This is a genomic window from Streptomyces sp. HP-A2021 (assembly GCF_022807935.1).
Taxonomy (GTDB): Bacteria; Actinomycetota; Actinomycetes; order Streptomycetales; family Streptomycetaceae; genus Streptomyces; species Streptomyces afghaniensis.
This window is the reverse complement of the sequence record NZ_CP094344.1, coordinates 146,701-166,322: the sequence shown is the minus strand read 5'-3', so window position 1 is coordinate 166,322 and position 19,622 is coordinate 146,701. Positions and strand designations below refer to the sequence as shown.

Genomic DNA, 19,622 nt, shown 5'->3' with positions numbered 1-19,622 from the left:
CGTGCTCACCCGGCTGGACGGTGCTCCGGCAGGGCCGGTGCCGCGAGGGTTTCGGGCTGGCCCGCGCGGCGCAGTGACGCGGCGACGAAGCCGTCGGTCTTGAGCTCCTCGACCAGCTCGCGCAGGAATCGTATGGTCTCGGGCCGCCGGGTGGTGGTTGTGCCGACGGCTTGGCGGATCTCCATGAACTCCTTCTCGATCAGCCGCACTTCGGGGTGTGCTTCGGCGTAGGCGGTCATCGGCTGCCGGATGCCCGCGCCCACCTCCAGCTGGTGCGCGGCGAAGGTGTCGATACCCTCGTGACCGCGAACCAGGGTGGCGTGGCGCAGGGTTCGGGTGAGGTAGAGGTCGTAGGCGGATCCGGCTTTCACGCCGATGCGGATGCCCGGCGCGTCGACGTCCTCGGGCGTGTTCAGGTCGGAGTCCCGCGGCACGGCGTACACGCCCTCGATGAGCACGTACGGGGCGGTGAAGGCGACTTGCTTCTCACGGGCGGGCTCGATCGCGAGGAAGCAGACATCGGCCCGCCCGCCGGCCATCGCCTCGAACGAGGCGCGCGCGGCGTCGAAGCAGAGGAATTCCACGGGCACACCGAGCCGGTCCGCGATCTCCCGGGCGAGGTCGACGGTGATGCCACTGGGCGCTTGCGGCGTGCCTTGGGCGAGGACGGGATTGCCGAGGTTGATGGAGGCTCGCAGGACACCGGTGGGCGCGAGGTCGGCGGCGAGAGAGGGAAGGATCATGGCGCGAGTGTAGGTTCCCGGACCGGTGTCCAGGCTCTGTTCAGGGGCTGCCGACAGCAGGCAGCCGGCAGCAGGGACGACATGCACGAAGCCTCCCCGAAAGTGTCCTGCTGCCGTGCCCGGCCGGTCCGACGGCGGCCGGTGGACGACCGAGCGGAGATGCCCGGAGCCCGCCACGTGACGGGCGCCGGCTCCCGAGCCCGCCGCATCATCGTCAGCTGTGCTGACCGGCCGGCTTCAGCGGACCCGGTCGTAGACGACGGCCAGCGGTCCGTGCTCGCCCGCGGCCTGGCTGACGAGCGTCCACTGCCCCGCGGGCAGACCGTCGTCGAAGAGGCGGGGCCCGCCGCCGAGGAAGACCGGGAAGATCGTGAGCGCCAGCCGGTCGACCTTGTCGGCCGCCAGCAGCGCCTTGATGACGCTCGCGCTGGAGAGCACGAGAATGTCGCCGCCTTCGGTTGCTTTCAGGTCCCCGACCACCTCGGCGGCGGACTTGTCGACGATCGTCGTCCGCTCCCACGTCGCCTTGTCCAGGGTCGAGGAGAGAACCACCTTGGTCGGTGTCGACGAGCCACTTCGCGAAACTCTCTTCGCGCGGGTCGGCGCCCTCCATGCCGATGACGGTGGGCCAGAAACCGAGGAACCCCTCGGCGTTGACCCGACCGAGCAGGGCCGTGTCGTGGCCGGCTCCCAGAGGCTCGTCAGGTGGACGCGGGCGACGTCTGAGACGGCGTAGGGCATCACCCAGCTCATGTCCACCGGGTTGTCCGGCGCGGCGTAAGAAGCTGTGTCAGAACCGGTGATCGTGCAGGACGGATTCGCCGTCCTGGCGAAGCGGTGGCGAGTCGAGCGGGCCATCTCGTGGATCATGAGAGCCAGGAGAAACGTCCGCGACTACGAGCGCCTTATCTCCCACAGCGAGGCCCACATCACTGGACCTTCATCACCCTCATGGTCCGCCGCCTCACCCGCCCTCCCCGCCCACCGCGTACGTCACCACACGCCGTCGAACCGGTGAAGGCGGTCGGCAAGCCCAAGCCCATACGCCTGCGGAAGCAGTCGAACACCATCCGCCTCGCCCCGGCTGCTCTGAGCTGACACATCCAAGGTTCCCAGCGGCATGAGGAGGCCACCGGTAGCGGTCCCAAGTGTCGACGAACTTGGATGGCGTACCGCCGAGGCGAGCCCCAAAAGGGGCGTGGGGGGCAAGGGGTGCTCAACGCTGACCGCGTGGCAGCTCACACTGTGGCATGTGGACCGCTTTTACGCTGGCCTGAGCCGCTTGGCACCCTCACCCAGGCCCGGGCAACTCCGTCGACTGACCTCTTCCCGGCCGACGGGAGGCGATGCCGGCTTGCCCCGCACGCCAGGACGGCCTTCCGCTATTGCGGTGCGATGGCTTTGAGCCAGTCCTCGACGGCGAGGACGTCTGCCCACTGCGGGAACAGCTTCTCGGTAAGCATCGTGTGCACCTCGGGGTCGGTGTCGAGGCAGGCATCCGCCAGGACGGTGAGGCCGAAGTCCAGGTCGATGGCGTGCCACAGGGTGGACAGCACTACAGCGCTGGTGGCGATGCCGGTGAGAACAAGGCTGTCGATATCGCGAGCCCTGAGTACCAAGTCGAGGTCGCTGCCCGAGAAGGCACTCCCTCGTCTCTTGGTCACCACGACGTCGCCCTGCTGGGGGGCGACGTCGTCATGGATCTCGGTGCCAGGCTGCCCCTCGGTGAACAGACCAGCCCGCACGATGTTTGTCATCACCTTGTTGCGGGGGCTGACTTCCGGATCACCCGGCCGTAACCCGATCACCACGTAGATCACGGGGATGCCTGCAGCCCGGGCTCCGTCGATCGCCTGGCGCAAACGCGGCAGATATCCGGAACCGTCGTCGGCGATGGCCACGATGTCCCGTTGGACGTCCATCACCAGAAGCGCACTGTTTGCCATGCTTGCTGTCCCTTCTCCGTGGAAGAACAAGAGCAAGTCTGGTGGATCAACCGAGCCGTGGTTGGGGGTTCCGCAGATCCTCATCAGCGGCGCGCCGCAGTGCGCCCATGACCGGTGTCAGTTCTTGTTCTGCAGGACAACGTAGGTGCTGTCCAAACCCGGATAAGCGGTGTCGCCCGTCAGTTACGGAGCCACTGGTCCTTCTCAGCCCCTATCCGCAGGCGCCATCGGGCGAGCTGGCGCATCGTCAAGTTGGTCCGTCAGTACGCCGCGACCAGCAGCGCCCGGTCTTCCAGGGACAGGCTCCACGGCCGCCCCCTGCGAACCTCGTCTGCGCCCGCGCGCCGCAGCACGGTCACCAGCTTGGCGAACTGGCGCGGGCTGAGCCCGGTGAACGGGGCTATCCAGGACGACTCCGACGCCGTGATCACACCAGTCACGCCGTGATCATCCCCTTCCGGCTGATCCCTCCAGCCGGGCGAAGGCGAGGATGTCGGGGACCGCTTCACGCAGGCTCGCGAAGTGACGGTGCACGCCGGTCACCGCAGCCGCGGTGTTGACGCCCCACACCGTCATGCCGGCCCGCAGCCCTGCTTCGACTCCGGAGGGGGCGTCCTCAATGACCAGGCAGTTCTCGGGCCGGACACCGAGCTGCTCGGCGGCCAAGAGGTAGGGCACGGGCGAGGGTTTGCCTTCGTCCACTGCGGCGGCGTCCACGATGACGCGCGGGACCGGCAGGCCCGTCCGAGCGAATCGGCCGCGCACCCGGTGCTCGTAGTTGGAGGTCACGAGCGCCCACGCCCCCGACGGCAGGGTGCCCAGCAGCTGCGACGCGCCATCGAAAGCCGTATAGACGCCGGAGCGGACGTCTTCGTCCTCCAATTCGTGCAACGCAGCCAGACACTCCCTTGGATCCCGGTCCGGAGCCACCTTGGCGAAGGTCTCCATCGGCCGCGTCCGCAGGGCCACCCGATAGACCTCAGTCGCGTCCAGTCCGTATCGACCCGCCCACGTTGCCCAGACCCGGCGCTGGTTGTCCACGGCGTCGATCAACGTGCCGTCGACATCGAAGAGGACGCACTTCCTGGGGCCGGGCTGCACACGCTCACTGGTCACGCCATGATCATGCCAGGAGGACACGAAGATCATTTACGGGACGGCCCTTAGACATGGCCTTCGTCGCGGACATGGAGAGCCACCAGAGCGCGTTAGACAGCAGGGTGTTGTGCGCAGGTAGGTGACGTCGAACCCGGACTCGGCGTCGCACCCACAGTCCACCTCACACACCAACATCACCAGACGCCAAGCCAACATGGCCGATTCCGGCCCCTGTTGCGACTCGCAGTGCCCGGACTCACCAGCCAGTAACAGTCACATAACGTCACAGATCACCGGTTCTGACACAGGTTCTAACGGCCGTCGAGGGAGAGGGCCAGGTTGGTGACGACTCGGCGGCCGGCGCTCTGCTCTGTCATTTCATGCTCCTCGTGTCAATGCTGTCGGCGCTGTCGGTGTCGTGCGAGTCCGCGTCGAGGATCGCCGCGAGCTTGTCCAGGCTTTGGCCGAAGCCGATCTCGATGCCGGCGATGAAGTCCGCGGAGTCGATCGTGCTGTCGGTGATGCGCCAGTGGACGTCGAGATCTGTGCCCGTGTCGGTGGGCCCGAGGTCCATGCCGACGTGAGCGGTGAAGGCGAGGCGGCCGTCGGGAAGCAGCGGGGAGAGCCGGTAGGCGAGGCGCTCACCGGGGCGTACGTCGTCGACGACTCCCTCCGCGCGCCCGGCGACCGGGTGGGAACCGTCGGAGTCTTCGGCGTCGCGGTATTCCTGAACGATCCGCCCACCGGGTCGCGCCTCGAAGACGAGCTCGGAGACGCGGAGGTCCTCGGGGGTCCACCAGTGCGCGAGCAGGACGGCCTCGGTCAGGTGGTGCCAGACCAACTCGGGGCGTCCCGTCAGTGACCGGTGGAACGTGAACGAGCGGCCGTCGACCCATCCCGACTCCTTCGCGGCGAACCGCTCGGCGTGGAGGCTGCGCTCGTAGCGGTCGTATGTCGCGTGCGGGCCGCTGTCCCGTTCCGCGGAGTCGGCGATACGGCTGAGTTCGGCCGCCAGGTCCCGCAGGGGGCCGGGCCGGAGTGCGTAGATGCGGCGCTGACCGGCGCGCTGGGAGGTCACGACGCCGGCGCGTTCAAGGGTCTGCAGGTGCTTGGTCGTCTGTGGCTGGCGCGCCTCGGCGAGCTGGGCGAGGACGCCGACGGGGCGGGGCCGCTCGGCCAGCAGGTTTACGAGCCGCCAGCGGGCCGGATCGGCCAGTGCGGCGAGGAGTGCGTCCATGGAGAGGAGTATTCTTCACAACGAATATTCGTGTCAAGGAATAAGTTGCCGGGGTCGAGGCGAAGCCAACGGCCGGGCTGAGGTTGTCCACGTGGGCGATGCCGCGCACGGCGCGGTGCACGCCGTCGCCGCGGAGCGATGAGTTCGGGCGACGGATCGGGTCTGCACTCGTATGACTCGGATCATCGCTGACATCTCGCTCTCCCTCGACGGCTTCGTCACCGGGCCCGACCCCGGCCCGGACAACGGTCTGGGCACCGGCGGCGAGGCCCTGCACACTTGGGCGTTCTCCGACGACCCCGACGATCGCCGGGTCCTGCGCGAAGGGACCGCCCGTTCAGGGGCTGTGGTCCTCGGCCGTCGGCTCTTCGACGTGGTCGACGGGCCGGACGGCTGGGACGACAACACCGGCTACGGCGCCGGCGAGGTCGGCAAGCCCGCGTTCGTCGTCGTGACGAGTTCCCCGCCGGAGGCGGTGCGGCTCACCGGCCTCGACTGGACGTTCGTCACCACCGGTCTGCCCGACGCCGTCGCCGCCGCGCGCGAGCGCGCCGAGGCGGCGTCCGCGGACAGCGGCAAGGACCTCGACGTCGTCCTCATGGGCGGCGGCGCCACGATCGGCTCGGCGCTCGGCGCCGGGCTCGTCGACGTGCTGTCGCTGCACCTCGCGCCCGTCGTGCTGGGCGCCGGGACGCCCCTGTTCACCGGCGGAGCGCCGCGCACGCTGGTGCAGCGGAGCGTGATCTCGACATCGACCGCGACGCACCTCACCTACGACGTCCTGTGACGACATCGCTGCGGAGCGATCAAGAGATCGTTGCGGCCGGTGGGTTCCATCGGTGGGTGCGGCGCACCGTGTTGGGGACGCCGTAGTCCTTCTTGAGCTGTTCGGGGATGGCGTAGTGCATGACGCGCCCGCGGGTGAGGGAGGACAGCTCGAGGACGGTGGTCAGGTGGCCGAGGCGGTCGAGGGCCCAGGCGCCGAGCGGCGAGCGGTCTTCGATGGTTTCGAGGATGCCGAGGAGGTGGGGTACGGCTTTGACGACGGTGTCCCACGGGGTCTGCGGCACGCGGAGCCAGTCGGCGCAGGTGTTGCCGATGAGGTGGCGGATGAGGGCGGAGACGATCGGGTCGAAGAAGGTCCCGGGCACGACCTCCTCGTAGAGGTCGATGAGCTGCCGGGTGAGGTGCGGGCCCTCCTCGGAGGGCCCCATGTGCCGGATCATGTACAGGTCGAGGAAGGCGCGGGCCTCCTCCAGGGTCTTGGGGACGGCGTCCTGGTCGACGCCGAGCATGGCGCCGACGACGCGCCAGGCGTAGTAGTAGGCTTCGGCGCCTTCCTGCGACATGTGGATGCCGAGGCGGTGCAGGCTGTCCAGGACGAGCAGGGAGAAGAACATCTGCCCGCCGATCATGTCCTCCTGGCAGATCGGCGTTCCCAGCGCGGTGGTGTCCCACCGGTTCTCCCGCTCGAGATGGTGGCGGATGGAGGCGTGCAGCAGGCGCACCTTCTGGGCGGCGGGCACGAAGCGGCCGCCGGCCTCGAAGGCGTCGGGCTGCATCAGGTAGACGGTGAACTGGCCCGTCTCCGCCATCCGTTTGGAGGGGTACTCCAACCCGTGAGTGGCCGACAACAGCTTCGCCACGTGGGGGACGACGTAGCAGGCGGGCATGGAGGCGAAGGACAGCGCGGTGGAGATGTGCACGTTGTTGTCGATGAAGAACAGCCGGGCCTTCTCCATCTCGGCCCAGTCCACCCAGGGCGGCGGGACACGGGTGGCTTCCAGGTACTCCCGGGCGACATCGGGCAGCCCGTCGGGCAGGGGAGCGCCGGCGGTGGAGACGTAGCGCATCAGCGTGTTGAACGTGCCTGTCCGACCGCTCTCGAAGAGTGCGGCGACGGTGGCGTCGGCGAGTTCGTCGCCGACGTGCCGCAGGGCGTCCATGGCTGACTCGGTGTAGGTCACGGCAGGGCTCCTTGTCTCTTCAGGACCGGCGACGGCCGACGGGCGGGCCGACGGCCGGACATGGCGTGTGCCTGTGCCGACAGGGACGGCAGAAGCTCAGGACAGGCGGTCAGATGCGGACTGCGCCAGTGCGGTCAAAGCGCTCGATGCGTGCGCTGGTACGTCCAGTTCGTGGAGAGCGCCGAGTGCCTCCCGGACGCGTGCGCCGATCATGTCCTCGATGCGATCGGGCGCCTTCAGCCGGCGCATCACCTCGCGCACCGTGTCCAGGGCATCCGCGTCCGGGCTACGCCGGCCCAGCAGGCCACGCAACTGTTCGCGGTCTTCGTGGCCGGCAAGACGCCAGGTTTCCGCCAGCAGGGCCGTGGGCCGGTGGCCGCGCACGTCGTCGGTGTCGGCCTTGCCGGTGCGTTCCGGGTCTCCGAACAGGCCGAGCAGGTCGTCCCGCAGCTGGAATGCCTCGCCCAGCGGCAGTCCGTACGCGGAATAGCCCTCGCGCAGTTGCGCGCCCGCCCCGGCCAGAGCGCCGCCGATCAGCAGGGGCTGCTCGACGGTGTACTTGGCGGTCTTGTAGCGGATCACCTTCAGTGACGCGGTGGTGTCCGGACCGGCTCCGGTGCGCAGGATCTCCAGGCCTCCCGCGATCAGCTCGCGTGCCATCACCGACCACAAGGGCCGGGCCCGGGCGAGGTAGGCGGCGGGCAGACCGCTGGTGGCGAACAGCTGCCCGGCCAGCGCCATGAGCAGGTCTCCGACCAGCATCGCCAGCGACCTGGCGGCGGCGTCGGCGCGCGGACGCCGCCGCACGGCACCGCGCAGGGCGATGTGCGCGGTGGGGCGTCCGTGCCGCAGCGGGCTGTCGTCGATGAGATCGTCGTGCACGACCGCGGCGGCGTGCACCAGCTCCATGGAGGCCGCGGCCCGCACCAGTGCGTCGCTGTCCGGCTGTCCCACCGCGCGCCAGCCCCAGTAGCAGAACGCCGCTCGCAGCCGTTTGCCGTCCGCGACGGTCATCTCCAGCTGCTCGGCCACCGGGCCGAGGAGCGGATCGATCGCGGCGAACTGGTCGGCCTCCTGCGCGACGAACCGATGCAGCACCTCGTCGACGCGGGTCTTGAACGCGGCCGGCTCCCACCGGTCAGACGCCATCGGCGGCCTTCCGGGCCTGGGCGTGCCGGGCGAGGATCTCCAGGTGGGCCGGGGACACGGCCGCGTACCGGTCCAGCGCCAGGCGCCCACGCGCCATCAGCTCGCTCTCGGCCTGCGCCGCCAACTCCGCGGTGTCCGAACGGCGCAGCAACCCCCGCAGCGTCCCCACGGCCGAACTCAGCGTACGCACCGTCAGATCGGCCAGCCCGGCCGCCGTCAGCACCGCCTGCTCGTCCAAGCCGTCGCGCCGTCCCGCTTCTCGCGTCATGCTCTTCCCCCCCACTCACACAACATCCGGGCGGCGCCGGTCACGCGCCGTTCTTCCGAGCATTGGCCAGACCGGGCGGAAGAGCACAAGAACTCACGATCGAGTGATCACATCGCTCAACTGTGCGGATCGAGGCTGCGCGAGCCCGCCGCTGTCACGCCCAGCCGGTTCACCGTCGGAGCCGGGGCGCGAGCACCGTGCGTACGACCTTGGCCACCTTGCTCGCGGCGGATCCGTCCTCGTCTTCGGGTTCTGGTTCCAGCATCTGCTGGATCCGCAGCAGCAGTTGGTTCGTCGACCGCCAGAGGGGGACGAACATGCCGGCGACCGGCCCGACGCCCTGGATCGGGCCGTCGGACAGTTCGGTGACCTTCTTGGCGAGCGTGACCGTTGCCGGATCCCGCAGGATCACGTGCACCTCATCGTCGACCAGCCTGATCTCCATTCTGCGCGCGGCGGCTTCTTCCGGGTTCGCGTCGGTGGTCGTCTCCGGATCCAGTTCGTCGATCTTGGCGGCGACCGCGTCCGGGTCGACCCCGAGTTCGCGCAGCACCTTGGCCGCCATGCTGTTCTCCGCCCGCAGCATCGCCTCAAGCAGGTGATGGCTGCCCACCGGTGCGCCACCGGCCAGCGCGCTGGCGGCGGACACGGTGTCCTCGGTGGCAGGTGTGCCGGTCGGCCAGGGGCCGGCTGCGACGTCATGCGATCCGTCCAACGAGGCCAGCACCGCGGCACGGATCTTGCTGATCGGATTGATCCGCTCGGCAAGCACCTTCGCGCCGACGCCCGCACCTTCCCTGACCAGGGCGAGCAGGATGTGTTCCGTACCGATGTAGTTGTGGTGCAGCTGCTGCGCCTCGCGCAGGGCGAGTTCCAGTGTCTTCTTCGCGCGCGGCGCGAACGGGATATGGCCGCTCAGCTCCTCCGTGCCGGGCTTGACCACCGCGGAGATGTCGGCCTGCGCCGTCTCCTTGTCGTACCCGAGCTCGTGCAGAACTTTCGCCGCCGTGCTGTCCGGCACGTCGAGCAGCCCCAACAGGAGGTGCTCCGTGCCGATGTGGTGGTGCTTGAGCAGCCTCGCCTGCTCCTGGGCCGTGACGACGACCCTGCGGGCTTTCACCGTGAACCTTTCAAATGTCATGGTTCCATGGTCCCAACCCTGTCAATACACTGTCATTGACAGGGTGACCGTGCCGAAGGGAGGGGTCTGATGGAGAAACCGTCGGACTGGGAGGACCGGCTCGCGCGCTGGCAGAATGAGCTGGAGTTGTTCGAGCAGCTGGACGAGACCCCCTGGGTCACGCTGGCCAAGGCGGAAGCCGAGACCGGGGTTTCCCGCTCGGCCCTGCGGTCCTGGTACCGCAACGGCGAGATCGAGTCCCGGCTGGTGGACGGCCCGAACGGGCCGCAGCGCCTGGTCCGGCTGGACGCGGTGATCGAGCGCGCCGCCGCGTCACCGCGCATTCAGCGCCGGGCGGAACGCGAAGTCAGCCTGGAAGCACAGGTCACGCTGCTACGGCACCGGGTGGACCAGCTCGAGCTGCGTCTGGCCGCGCTGGAGCGGAAGTGACCGGCGCGAGCAGCCCGGTGCCATTGGCCCGGAACGGTCGGCCGGCACCACCGCGGCCCGTGCCGCCAACAGCTTCTGGCACCACCGTCGCAGCGCACCGACCCGCCCGGGCTTCGCGGAGCTGCGCGCGTCCGGGGTGCGGCGGACGTCGCCGTGGCCCGGTCGGGGGACAGGGCGTACCGGGCCACGGCGGTCCCGGTCAGTAGCCGTAGATCATCTTGTAGGCGACCTCGGGGAGGAACTGACCGGCCGAGGAGCCGCCTCCGACGCCGCAGTTGCCGTCGGACTCGCCCGGAACCTTGATCCACAAGAGCATCTCGGCGCCTCCGCCCAGCTGGGTGGGGGTGCCGATGCGGCGGCCCGAGGGGTTGCACCACTGGCCGTTGGAGCCGTTGCCATTGCGGCTGGTGTCCACGACGAACGGCTTGGTGTAGCCGTAGCGGGAGCTCAGTTCACGGTTGACGGCGTTGCCGTAGGCGGTGTTCTCGGCGGTGGTGATGTAGTTGGAGATGTTGAGCGAGAAGCCGTGGGCCTGTCGGAGGCCGGCTTCGTGGAGGCGCCGGGCCATGGTCGCCGCGTCGGCCCAGCGCGGATTGCCGGCGTCCATGTAGACCCAGGTGTTGGGGGCCTGACGGCTGAACTGGGCGAGGGCGCCGGAGAGCATGGCCTCGCGTTCGTCGATCTGCGCCTGGGTCATGCAGCCGTAGTCACCGAGGGAGTCCGGTTCGAGGATGACGACGGCCGGGCGGTTGGCGATCCCGCCGGCGAACTGGGCGATCCAGTCAGCGTAGGCGGACGGCGAGGCGGCTCCGCCCGCGGAGTGCCCGCCGCAGTAGTCGCGGTTGTAGATGTTGTAGGCGACGAGGAGGGGGAGCTTGTCGACGCGGTCCGCCGCTCCCACGTACCCGCCCGTGGCGGTGCCGATGGTGCCGCTCCAGGAGCCGAACCAGCGGGCCATCGGGGTGTTGGCGATGTTCGCGTTGATGGCGGCGGCCCGGCCGTCGCCGGGATTGGCGGCGGCCCACCTCTTCGCGCTGGAGTCGGGGTCCACGTAGAACCCACTGGTCATGGTGGTGGGGTCGGCCGCGTGGGCGGACGGTGCGGCGGCGAACGCCAGCGGCAGAGCGAGGAGCGCTGTGGCCAAGGCGCGGAGTCTGCGGCGCATGACTGAACCTCGATTTCCTGGCAGGGGTGCGTCGCACGCTCTGGTCCCGAGCGTGCGACCTGAGCAAGAGCGGTGTTACGACCTGATCTTGGGAGCGCTCCCACTGGAAGCGATCCCAACAGCACTGGAAAATCGTTGGGGTGTGCTCGGTATGGTGTTGCGGGGTAGTTGAGGTGTCAAGAGCCGACGCACACCGCGATTCGTATGGCGAGAACAAGCCTCGATGGCCAGCAAACTGGAAGCGGTCCCAGACTTGAAGGGGTGGCAGTGCCATGGTCCGGGGTGAGACGCTTCCCGTCCGGTCGTGAGGGAAGGGCTCGTGGTTCATGGCAGAACTTGCGCCGCGTCGGCAGCCGACGCTCGACGAGGTGGCCGAACGCGCCGGTGTCTCCCGATCCGTGGCCTCCCGTGCCCTCAACAACGCGCCGCATGTCAGCCGCGCCAAACGGGAGGCGGTCGAACGGGCTGTCCGGCAACTCGGTTATGTGCCCAATCCGACCGCCCGTGCTCTGGCCACCCGTCAGACGGGAGCGGCCGCCCTGGTCGTCTCGGGAGAGGATCCGTCGATCTTCGCGGATCCGTTCTACGCCCAGGTGATCGTGGGGGCGTCGACCGCTTTGGAGGAGGCCGATCTGCATCTGATGCTGTGTCTGGCCGCTTCCGACCGGGGCCGCAAGCGGGTGGAGGAGCTCTTCCGGTCCAAGGGGGCCGACGGGGTCATGCTGATGGCGCTGCGCGAGGACGATCCGCTGGCCGGTATGGCCGAGGAGGCGGAGATGCCTGTCGTGTTCGGAGGGCGCCCCGTCGGTTCGGCGCCCCGCTGGTATGTGGACGTCGACAACGTCGGGGGAGCGCGCGAGGCGACCGAGTACCTGGTTTCGTGCGGCCGGACTCGCGTGGCTGCGATCTGCGGGCGTCTGGACACCGAGGCCGGGCGTGCCCGGTACCGCGGCTACCGGGACGCCTTGCTGGCGGCCGGCCTCGATCCGTTGCCGCCGCATGAAGGGGACTTCACCGAGCCCAGCGGAGCCGCCGCCATGGCTGCCCTGCTGGCGCACCACCCCGACGTGGACGGGGTGTTCGCCGCCAACGACAACATGGCGGCGGGGGCGCTGCGCACGTTGCGTGCGGCCGGCCGGGCGGTCCCCGCCGACATCGCTGTGGTCGGCTTTGACGACCTGACCGTCGCCCAGGTCGCCGACCCGCCCCTCACCACCGTCCATCAGCCCATAACGGCTCTCGGGCGGGAGATGGCGCGCATGCTCGTCACGGTCATCAACGGACACGACCCCACCCCGTTGATCCTGCCCACGCGCCTGGTCACCCGCTCGAGTGCCTGACGGGTGTCAGCAGGGCGGGGGAGGCGTGTTGCAGGTGGGCGTACCTGTGGCTGGTGATGGCGCGCTTTGGCCCAGGTGGTGCCGGCACGCCGATGCCGCAGGAGGCGGCCACCCGACGAGACCTACCGATCAGTCCGGCTTCCGCGGCCCGTACGCTCGTCCGTCAAGAGGCCGACGTGGACGAGAGGGAGCGCATGGCGGGTGACAGGGACGTACGAGGGCTCGCGGCAGGAGCCGGCCGAGTGGCCCGGCCGACCGAGACCGCTCCTCCTGGACGCCGTACGGGCCCGATGCACTGGTTTCTGTTCAACAGCGCGTGCGTAGCGGCCTCGGTGGCCCTGATGTGGTTCGCGCCGGTGGCGCCTCTGCCGGCCTTCCTGCGCGGCCCGGTCTTCGTCACCTCCGCGCTGGTGATACCCCTGGCACTCGTCCTGGTGCCCGGCGTCCTGCTCCGCCACGTCACTCACAAGAAGACGCCGAAACTGGCCATCGGGGCGCTCGTCGTTGCCCTCCCTGCTGCGATCGTGTTGGCGATCATCACCCGAGAGGCCGGCGACGAACGGGGGCTGGAGAAGCGGGGCCGTTGGACCGAGGCCGTCGTAGCCGACGTCGACAACGGCACGACCGACGAGTGCACGCTCCGCACCCGCGACGGCCGGGAGATCTCACCTCGGATGACGGACGGCTGCGACCCGGACAGGGTGGGGCCAGGCGACAAACTGCGCGTGCTGTACGACCCCAAGGGCGCAGCTGGTCCGTTGGAGGACGAGGACACGGAAGTGGACCTGGACCCCGGCGCGTACAAAGGGATCATCGGCGGCCTGGCAGCGCTGACCGTCGTGACAGGCACGTGGGGCTGCGTAGGGGTGAGTCGTGGGGACAAGTAGACGGGGACACCCCCTGGGCGGGCCGCACCCGCCCTGTCCCGCTGGTGAGCGGAGCTGCCCTCGGACCTGCCTGACACACCGCGAGCGACGAGCCTTGAGCGAATCCGGCCTCGTGCACGGGGGCGCTACTTCCTCGCAGCACGGAACACCTGTCGGCCGCTGAAGCCGAGTACCCATGTGGGTAAGTACGCGTACTCAAGCGGGTGAGCGGTGGTGACCGGAGACTCTGCATATGACACACCTCCGTGCCTCCATCAGCGCATTCGCCCATCACCGACGCGGCCTCGCGGCTGCCGCTCTCGCCTCTCTGGCACTCACCGGCTGCGGAGGTGAGCTGAAGGGCAGTGGCCCACAGGGTGAGCCGGCCGGCAGCGTCGCCTCCAAGGCCAGACCCACACAGCCATCCCCCGAGCAGGAAGCGTTCGCGGCGATGCTGGGCATGTACGCGCAGGCGTGTCCCCCGTCCGACGGGGTCCCGCCGACACCGCCCGGAAAGTCGACCGGTCCGGAGCCGGTGCGGAGTCTCGCCCCTGGGGAAACGCCCCCGACCGACCCGATCGAGCCCGGCCCTCCCACAGGGCCTGCTGCAGAGTTGGACCGGCACGACGGGTGCACGAGCGTCCACCACGAACAGCGCATCATCGAGGCGCTGCAAAAGGTCGTGGATCCCACCCCCGTCAAGGTCCGGAAGACCCTGAACAGCCTCGGCTACATCGACGAACGCATTCACGGCCTCAAGCAGGACGGCAAGACCACGCGCTTCTACCTCGACCTGCGCGAGAACGGCGGCCGGCTGTGCGAGGCGGGTCTGGCGGCGGGCGAGACAACGGACGTCACCCCGTGTGTAGCCCTCGCCACCGGACCGTTCACCGTCAAGACGGAAGAGCAGCCATAACGGTGGTCCATTCCTGCAGTGACGACCTTGCAGTCTGGCCACGCCCGCCACCACGCCAGGTGCCGCTCGCAGGACCGCCAGGGCCTCCTCGTCGTGGGCGCACCCTGTACGTGCCGTAGCCGCTCATGGGTCCTGTCCAGCGTCCAGGCCGTGGAACACCCCGTTCATGCTGGAGAGTTGGAAGCTGGCCCCGGCCCTGGCCTCCGACTGCACGCTGGTCCTCGAGCCTGCCGAGTGGACCCCGCTTCTGGGGCAACGCCGTGATCTGTTCTTGGTACAAGGAGGCCACCTCGGCCCTCGATCTCGACGGGAGCCCACTGCCCGTCACCGACGCCCTGCTCGACGAGTCCCCAGTGACCGTGGGAGCCGACGGCCTCGGCTGACCCGCCGGCGTACTGAGGCACTGCGGGGTCGAAGACATGCCAGGCGCCGGCCAACCGACAGCGGGTGACCTGCGAGCCAGACCTACTCTTTCTTGTTCCGGGAAACGGAGATGCCCGTCTGGGCGACGGCCTGCCAGACTCGTCGATCCAGCTAGGCCGGGCGAGAGGCGACTTCGGAGGTCTCAGAGTGAGTGAGTGCGCCTTCTGCAGGATCGGACAAGGCGAGATCGACGAGGACTTGGTCGCCTACCGCTCGGACAACGTCTTCGTCGTCCCTGCGCTCAAGCAGCGGCGGAACAACCCTGGTCATGCTCTAGTCCTGCCGCTGTCACATGTGACCGACCTGCATGACGTACCAGCTGATCTCCTGCATGAGCTCTTCGAGGTCACAGCACGAGTGACGTCTGCAGTGAAGGATGCCTATGGGGCTGTCGGAAGCACGGTGACACAGAACAACCACATCCCAGGTCAAGTGCTTCATCACGTGCACGTTCATGTCGTCCCCCGGTTCGAGGACGACGGGTTTCGCATGCCGGACCCTGCACTGCGTGAAGCGCCACGAGACGTGCGGCTTGCCCGGGCCGGCACGCTCAGGAAGGCGTTGCAGCTGGGAGCTTGAGCCTGGCGACGGTTGATTGACGCGATCTCGGTCGAGCCGTCGACCGTGAGGTCGGCGGCCCACCCGGAGATCGGTCGTCCAGGCACTGGGCCAGGGGGTTCTGCGGAGAGGGATCACGTTCGGCGGTCCACTGAGCAGGTTCGGCCAGCCCTCCTGATAAGGGGTGACCGAATGCCCGCCGCGGGTGAGGCGACGGCGAAGGAGGCGCCTCTGGAGTAATGCGCTGTCGTCTTCCCGGGTGGAGAGGAGGGGGGAGGACGACGCCGGTGTCCGAGTGAAAGCGTCGGTGACGGACGTCATCGGCCCGGCCGCCACCTTCCGCCGCGCCTCGTGAATCCGGTGCGCCCTTTGTGCGGAGGTGAGGTCATCCTGCTCGATCTGCCCGTTTCTGACTTTCTGAAGCGAGTTCTCGGCACTGCTCGCCCACGGACCTGGTCTCCGGAGTGAGCATCGGAAGCCGACGGCGATCTCACGCCGTCGCAGGTGCCCTCTCGGCCGCGGAACGGCGTTTCCAGTACGCGACGGTCAGCACGCCCAGCAGCGGCCCCCACAGGGTCAGCGGCGCGTAGCAGAGATAGAACCAGGCAGCTTCCCAGCCGCCGGCTTGGCTAGGGTAGTCGGCTGGCAGGTCGCCACCTCGGATCGTGGTACCCCTGATCTCGGAGGCGATGAACAAAAGGGTGAACACGAGGGTGAGGCTCGCGGCCCCGATGGTGGCCGGGAGGACGGCCGCCCTTCTCGGGACCCGGCGGCCGCGAAGGAACGGGACCCAGCGCGGGAACACCTCACCCCAGCGGGCGATCAGACCGATCGCAGCGAAAGCGAAGACCTCGGACAGAACTGACAGGAAGACGACGTACGTCCGTTCACCGAGTCCGCGACCGTTGCCGAACGCGGCCGGGAGCCGCCAGATACTGGAAGGAAGAACGGCCAAGGGCACGGCGTAAGCCACGAGTCGAATCCGTCGTGACACTCCGGCAACGGGCTCGTGGGCCGCCCGCCATGCGACGCGTAATCGTCCGAGGTGGACGGTAGTGGGTTCCTTGGTGTGCTGTAGCTGTCGCATGGGCGGTCCTCGGCTTGGATGAACTGCTGTTCGGCCCGTTCAGTAATGAAGATCCCAGCCACGGAGGCTCCGAGCGTCGCTCTGAGGGCCGACTCGGCTCCGTCTGACGGCCGACGAAGTGGTGCGACCGGCGAATGACTGCAGTGCCCGTTTGCCGCATGACCAGTACGTTTCACCAAGAGCATCCCGACGCTGTCCTGGCAAGAGCCCCAGCGCCTCCCAAACTCATCGACACCACACATCCGTCGAGGTGCCTCCCAAACCCATCGACAAGCGACGTCACTACTGCCCGACAAAGCCACAGGGGTCGTATGCACTGGCGGGCCGATGCCCTGTAATGCGGCTGATCACGGCTGAAGCCAAAGGCGGATCGAAGCCACGGTGACGGTGCCAGGGCGTCGACGCCATACGGCCGATCCGAGCAGCATGTGCGCGGACTGCTCACCGAGCTCGATATTCCGGCCTGACTGCCACCCCTCCGGTCGACAGAGCCAACAGAACGCGAGAATTTGGTAGTTCAGAGAAGGTCACCGTGCCGATCACCGTGGCCAGCGCTACCGAGGACCACTCGATCAGGTTTCACCAGTACCACCTGGAGGACATGGGCCGGGTGCGGGTGCGCAAGTACTGCGAGATCGGGGACCGTGAGGTCGACCAAGGCGAGATCGGCAAGGGCTACCAGCTGACCAAGGACTATCTGGCGCCGAGCGGGCAGGTCGCCGCTAAGCCGTACAAGCTGCTGCGCATGGCGCTCGACCGGAGCGGCAAGGTGGCCGTCGCGAAGTACGCCTGGTCCGGCCGGGAGAGATTGGGTCTGTTGCGGGTTCGGGACGACGTGATCGTGCTGCACGCGATGCGCTGGCCCGACGAGATCAGGTCGCCGGAGGAACTGCTGCCCCCGCCGGTGGAGCTGAGCGACGAGGAGATCGACGGCGCGCACGCGCTCATGGACACCATGACCCGCGACGATCTCGAAGGTGAGGAGTTCCAGGACACCTACACCGAGGCCCTCGCCCAGATCATCGAAGCGAAGCGGGAGCACCGCGAGCCGCCGAAGCTGCAGGAGCCGGAAGCGGAGCCGGGACAGATCGTCGACCTGATGGCCGCCCTGACCGAGTCCGTGCAGAGGGCCAGGGCCTCGCGCGGCGAGGACGCCGACGTAGACGAGATGCCGAAGAAGAAAGCCGCGAAGATGCAGCCGGCCAAGAAGGCCACCGCCAAGAAGACCACGAAGAGGCCGCCGCAAAGAAGACGTCCGGGCGCCGGCCGCGCAGCGCCTAGTCGAGGAACCCCAGTGCGTTGTCGGGCTCGCACTGCGGGCAGGGCTTGACCCCCTCGGCGAGGGCGTGCAGTGCTGCTCCTGGGTGACGCCCTTCGAGCGCTTCCCGGCGTTCCAGCAGCCGCCGACGTGGACGTAGGCCGTGTCCCTGCCGGACAGGCCCCGCTCGATCAGCCAGTCCGGCTCCGGTGGCCGAGCCTCAACATCCAATCCAGGCGGTTGACAGCGAACCTAGTCGTGCGGGGTGTGCGCGCTGGGGGCCGCCGGAGACGGGGGCCTCTGCCGGCGAAGTCAGTCGCCGGCGTGGGGGGCGCTGCGTGCAGTGCGGTCGATGAGCTGGACTGGGTCAGCCTGCCAGTCGGGCGAGGGCCAGGGCGTGAGCGTGGTCGAGGGAGTCAGCAGCGGCGCAAGGGATGTCCGGCTGCACACCGGTGCCCTCCCAGTTCGTGCTGGAGACGGGGTTGATGGCGCGGCCGACGGGGACGGTGGCTTCCAGGTGTGGGTGCAGGGTCCAGCCCTGGCACGGGTGCGCGCCGCCGCGGGTGGGCTCGCCGACGACTACGGCGCGGCCGAGTTGCTGGAGGTCGTACGCCAGCTCCTCAGCGGCAGAGAAGGTGCTGTCGCTGGACAGCACATACAACGGCTTGCTGCCGCCGAAGCGCGCGCCGGGAACGTGCGGCAGGCTCCAGGACTGCTCGCTGCGCTCGCCGCCGTGCCAGTACATGGTGTTGAGGTGGGTGCGCTCGTCGAGCAGGTAGCTGCAGACGAAGGCGACCGTGTCCGGGTCGCCGCCCCGGTTGGCGCGCAGGTCCACGATCAGCGCCTGGGCGCGGGAGGCCAGGGTGAGCGCGGAGCTCAGCGGTTCGGCGGCCCACTCCAGCGGAAACAGCATCGGTGCCAGCTCCACCACGGCGACCCCTCCGTCGAGCAACTGCACCCGGGGCGCACCGCCCAGAGAGGAGTCGAAGTCCCGGCGCATGGCGTCCCGGGTGGCCGCCCCCTGCTTCGGGGAGACCGGGGCGGCGTGGTGCTTCAGTCTCAGGTGCCGGTCACCGTTGACGGACTGCAGGTCCGCGGTGACCAGGCGGGCGAGCTCCTCGGCGTCGTCGACGTCGTAGGCGCCCTCGGTGAGGCGTCGTTTCAGCAGGCCGGCCAGCTGCTCAGCTGTCTCGGGGAAAACGTAGTGATCGGTCAGCAGCCGGGCCGTCTCGTCGATGACAGGGGCCGGCGCAAGCTTCGTCGGAGTCGTCATGGCAGGGAGTAGAGCACTGCCCTTGCGAAAGCGTCAAAGAGTTTAGACACTTTTGGTATGCGTGATCAGCCTCCCTACCCGCCGCCTCCCGAGGACGTCCTGGAGATCGGTGCGCCTGAGCAGTTCGCGGCGCTCTCTCACCCATTGCGCCAGCGGTTGCTCTTTGCCCTGGGCCACCGGCCTGCCACCACCAGCCAGCTTGCGGCGCAGCTCGACGGGAAGAAGGGCAACGTGGCCCACCACCTCAAAGTGCTCCGCGAAGCCGGGCTGGTCCACATCGCCGGGACCCGCCAGGTCCGCGGCGGCACCGAGCAGTACTACCAGCGCACGGCCCGCCAGATGGTCGTCGCCGAACCCCAAGCGGCAGGCACCGCCGCGATGTTCGCTGCGGTCGCCCAGGAGCTGGACCGCTCTCCCGCCGAGACCCACCTGACACTGCGCCACCTGCGTCTCAGCCCCGCGAAGGCAAGAGAACTCGGCGAGACCCTCGCCCAACTGGTCGATGAGGCCGAGGAGCATGCAGAGGACCAGCCCGTGCACGGTGTGTTGGTGGCGCTCTATCAGCAGGCCCGGCCGACCAGCGCCACCAGTTCCGCCTAGCGGCACCAACCTCACGAGACTGGCCGCCGCCTGGCCCGGATAGGCGCCACCCCCAGCTGGCCGAGGAAACCGGCGCCGGCCGACAGCTGACCCGCGTCACGGACTGAACGGCGACACCTCGTCAACTTCCAAAACTTCGACGTGGTCGGCCGGGGACG

At 68.8% G+C, this 19,622-nt stretch carries 21 protein-coding genes and 4 pseudogenes; 11 read left to right on the top strand and 14 right to left on the bottom strand.

The genetic code is table 11. From position 1 onward, the window contains the following. Positions 1 to 5 precede the first annotated feature (5 nt). Together MQE23_RS00890 and MQE23_RS43455 are read right to left on the bottom strand one after the other, a co-directional pair. Positions 6 to 743, bottom strand: coding sequence for a transporter substrate-binding domain-containing protein (locus MQE23_RS00890; RefSeq protein ID WP_020269360.1), 738 nt, complete (start codon positions 741 to 743; stop codon positions 6 to 8). Between the two features lie 237 nt (positions 744 to 980). Continuing rightward, positions 981 to 1,484, bottom strand: a complete 504-nt coding sequence (locus MQE23_RS43455) for a dihydrofolate reductase family protein (protein WP_279345187.1) — start codon at positions 1,482 to 1,484, stop codon at positions 981 to 983. Between the two features lie 73 nt (positions 1,485 to 1,557). On the opposite strand from MQE23_RS43455, the pseudogene MQE23_RS00880 reads away from it, so the two are divergent. After that, a pseudogene (locus MQE23_RS00880) lies at positions 1,558 to 1,841 on the top strand (hypothetical protein); the annotation flags it as partial. Between the two features lie 284 nt (positions 1,842 to 2,125). On the opposite strand, the gene MQE23_RS00875 reads toward MQE23_RS00880, so the two are convergent. The 4 genes and pseudogenes from MQE23_RS00875 to MQE23_RS00860 all read right to left on the bottom strand — a co-directional run bounded on the left by MQE23_RS00875 (position 2,126) and on the right by MQE23_RS00860 (position 5,024). Further along, a complete protein-coding gene (locus MQE23_RS00875; protein WP_037666192.1) occupies positions 2,126 to 2,689 on the bottom strand; it encodes a cysteine hydrolase in 564 nt (187 codons plus the stop codon). 263 nt (positions 2,690 to 2,952) lie between these two features. Further along, positions 2,953 to 3,129: pseudogene (locus MQE23_RS00870) on the bottom strand (IS5/IS1182 family transposase); the annotation flags it as partial. 7 nt (positions 3,130 to 3,136) lie between these two features. Beyond that, the gene (locus MQE23_RS00865; protein WP_037666197.1) at positions 3,137 to 3,805 is read right to left on the bottom strand and encodes an HAD-IA family hydrolase; all 669 of its coding nucleotides are present in this window, start codon (positions 3,803 to 3,805) and stop codon (positions 3,137 to 3,139) included. A 355-nt stretch (positions 3,806 to 4,160) separates the two neighbouring features. Continuing rightward, positions 4,161 to 5,024, bottom strand: coding sequence for a metalloregulator ArsR/SmtB family transcription factor (locus MQE23_RS00860; protein WP_243377862.1), 864 nt, complete (start codon positions 5,022 to 5,024; stop codon positions 4,161 to 4,163). Between the two features lie 172 nt (positions 5,025 to 5,196). Here MQE23_RS00860 and MQE23_RS00855 point away from each other — a divergent pair, with 172 nt between their 5' ends. Further along, the gene (locus MQE23_RS00855) at positions 5,197 to 5,811 is read left to right on the top strand and encodes a dihydrofolate reductase family protein (RefSeq protein ID WP_243377861.1); all 615 of its coding nucleotides are present in this window, start codon (positions 5,197 to 5,199) and stop codon (positions 5,809 to 5,811) included. 19 nt (positions 5,812 to 5,830) lie between these two features. On the opposite strand, the gene MQE23_RS00850 is transcribed toward MQE23_RS00855, so the two are convergent. The 4 genes from MQE23_RS00850 to MQE23_RS00835 all read right to left on the bottom strand — a co-directional run bounded on the left by MQE23_RS00850 (position 5,831) and on the right by MQE23_RS00835 (position 9,549). Continuing rightward, complete coding sequence (locus tag MQE23_RS00850) at positions 5,831 to 6,991, bottom strand: oxygenase MpaB family protein (RefSeq protein WP_243377860.1); 1,161 nt, start codon at positions 6,989 to 6,991, stop codon at positions 5,831 to 5,833. Positions 6,992 to 7,087: 96 nt separating this feature from the next. Beyond that, positions 7,088 to 8,140, bottom strand: coding sequence for a polyprenyl synthetase family protein (locus tag MQE23_RS00845; RefSeq protein WP_243377859.1), 1,053 nt, complete (start codon positions 8,138 to 8,140; stop codon positions 7,088 to 7,090). Continuing rightward, positions 8,130 to 8,408, bottom strand: coding sequence for a polyprenyl synthetase (locus tag MQE23_RS00840; RefSeq protein WP_243377858.1), 279 nt, complete (start codon positions 8,406 to 8,408; stop codon positions 8,130 to 8,132). Before MQE23_RS00840 ends, MQE23_RS00845 begins: the two co-directional genes overlap by 11 nt. Positions 8,409 to 8,577: 169 nt before the next feature. Continuing rightward, on the bottom strand, positions 8,578 to 9,549 hold the full coding sequence (locus MQE23_RS00835) for a Clp protease N-terminal domain-containing protein (protein ID WP_243377857.1): 972 nt from the start codon (positions 9,547 to 9,549) through the stop codon (positions 8,578 to 8,580). Between the two features lie 69 nt (positions 9,550 to 9,618). Here MQE23_RS00835 and MQE23_RS00830 point away from each other — a divergent pair, with 69 nt between their 5' ends. Further along, entirely contained in the window at positions 9,619 to 9,978 is a 360-nt protein-coding gene (locus tag MQE23_RS00830) for a hypothetical protein (RefSeq protein WP_020269265.1), read from the top strand. Between the two features lie 199 nt (positions 9,979 to 10,177). Here the strand turns inward: MQE23_RS00830 and MQE23_RS00825 are convergent, their stop codons facing one another. After that, positions 10,178 to 11,143, bottom strand: coding sequence for a glycoside hydrolase family 6 protein (locus tag MQE23_RS00825; RefSeq protein ID WP_020269264.1), 966 nt, complete (start codon positions 11,141 to 11,143; stop codon positions 10,178 to 10,180). A 326-nt stretch (positions 11,144 to 11,469) separates the two neighbouring features. On the opposite strand from MQE23_RS00825, the gene MQE23_RS00820 reads away from it, so the two are divergent. From MQE23_RS00820 to MQE23_RS00800, 6 genes and pseudogenes are all read left to right on the top strand, one after another. Then, positions 11,470 to 12,483: a LacI family DNA-binding transcriptional regulator gene (locus MQE23_RS00820; protein ID WP_243377856.1), complete on the top strand. Its 1,014-nt coding sequence runs from the start codon at positions 11,470 to 11,472 to the stop codon at positions 12,481 to 12,483. A gap of 194 nt (positions 12,484 to 12,677) precedes the next feature. Next, positions 12,678 to 13,370, top strand: a complete 693-nt coding sequence (locus MQE23_RS00815; protein ID WP_128092432.1) for a hypothetical protein — start codon at positions 12,678 to 12,680, stop codon at positions 13,368 to 13,370. 232 nt (positions 13,371 to 13,602) lie between these two features. Next, entirely contained in the window at positions 13,603 to 14,265 is a 663-nt protein-coding gene (locus MQE23_RS00810; RefSeq protein WP_243377855.1) for a hypothetical protein, read from the top strand. Positions 14,266 to 14,413: 148 nt separating this feature from the next. Further along, positions 14,414 to 14,512: pseudogene (locus MQE23_RS00805) on the top strand (aldehyde dehydrogenase family protein); the annotation flags it as partial. A gap of 13 nt (positions 14,513 to 14,525) precedes the next feature. Beyond that, positions 14,526 to 14,648, top strand: a complete 123-nt coding sequence (locus tag MQE23_RS43450) for a hypothetical protein (protein WP_279345108.1) — start codon at positions 14,526 to 14,528, stop codon at positions 14,646 to 14,648. Between the two features lie 187 nt (positions 14,649 to 14,835). Further along, a complete protein-coding gene (locus MQE23_RS00800) occupies positions 14,836 to 15,267 on the top strand; it encodes an HIT family protein (RefSeq protein WP_243377854.1) in 432 nt (143 codons plus the stop codon). A 469-nt stretch (positions 15,268 to 15,736) separates the two neighbouring features. Here the strand turns inward: MQE23_RS00800 and MQE23_RS00795 are convergent, their stop codons facing one another. After that, entirely contained in the window at positions 15,737 to 16,333 is a 597-nt protein-coding gene (locus MQE23_RS00795; protein WP_243377853.1) for a hypothetical protein, read from the bottom strand. 532 nt (positions 16,334 to 16,865) lie between these two features. Here MQE23_RS00795 and MQE23_RS00790 point away from each other — a divergent pair. Then, a complete protein-coding gene (locus MQE23_RS00790; RefSeq protein WP_243377852.1) occupies positions 16,866 to 17,663 on the top strand; it encodes a Ku protein in 798 nt (265 codons plus the stop codon). A gap of 72 nt (positions 17,664 to 17,735) precedes the next feature. Here MQE23_RS00790 and MQE23_RS00785 read toward each other — a convergent pair. After that, positions 17,736 to 17,822 (bottom strand): annotated as a pseudogene (locus MQE23_RS00785) (hypothetical protein); the annotation flags it as partial. Between the two features lie 136 nt (positions 17,823 to 17,958). After that, a complete protein-coding gene (locus MQE23_RS00780) occupies positions 17,959 to 18,864 on the bottom strand; it encodes a S41 family peptidase (RefSeq protein ID WP_243377851.1) in 906 nt (301 codons plus the stop codon). A gap of 57 nt (positions 18,865 to 18,921) precedes the next feature. On the opposite strand from MQE23_RS00780, the gene MQE23_RS00775 reads away from it, so the two are divergent. Then, on the top strand, positions 18,922 to 19,464 hold the full coding sequence (locus tag MQE23_RS00775; protein ID WP_020269348.1) for a winged helix-turn-helix domain-containing protein: 543 nt from the start codon (positions 18,922 to 18,924) through the stop codon (positions 19,462 to 19,464). The last annotated feature ends 158 nt before the right edge of the window (positions 19,465 to 19,622 follow it).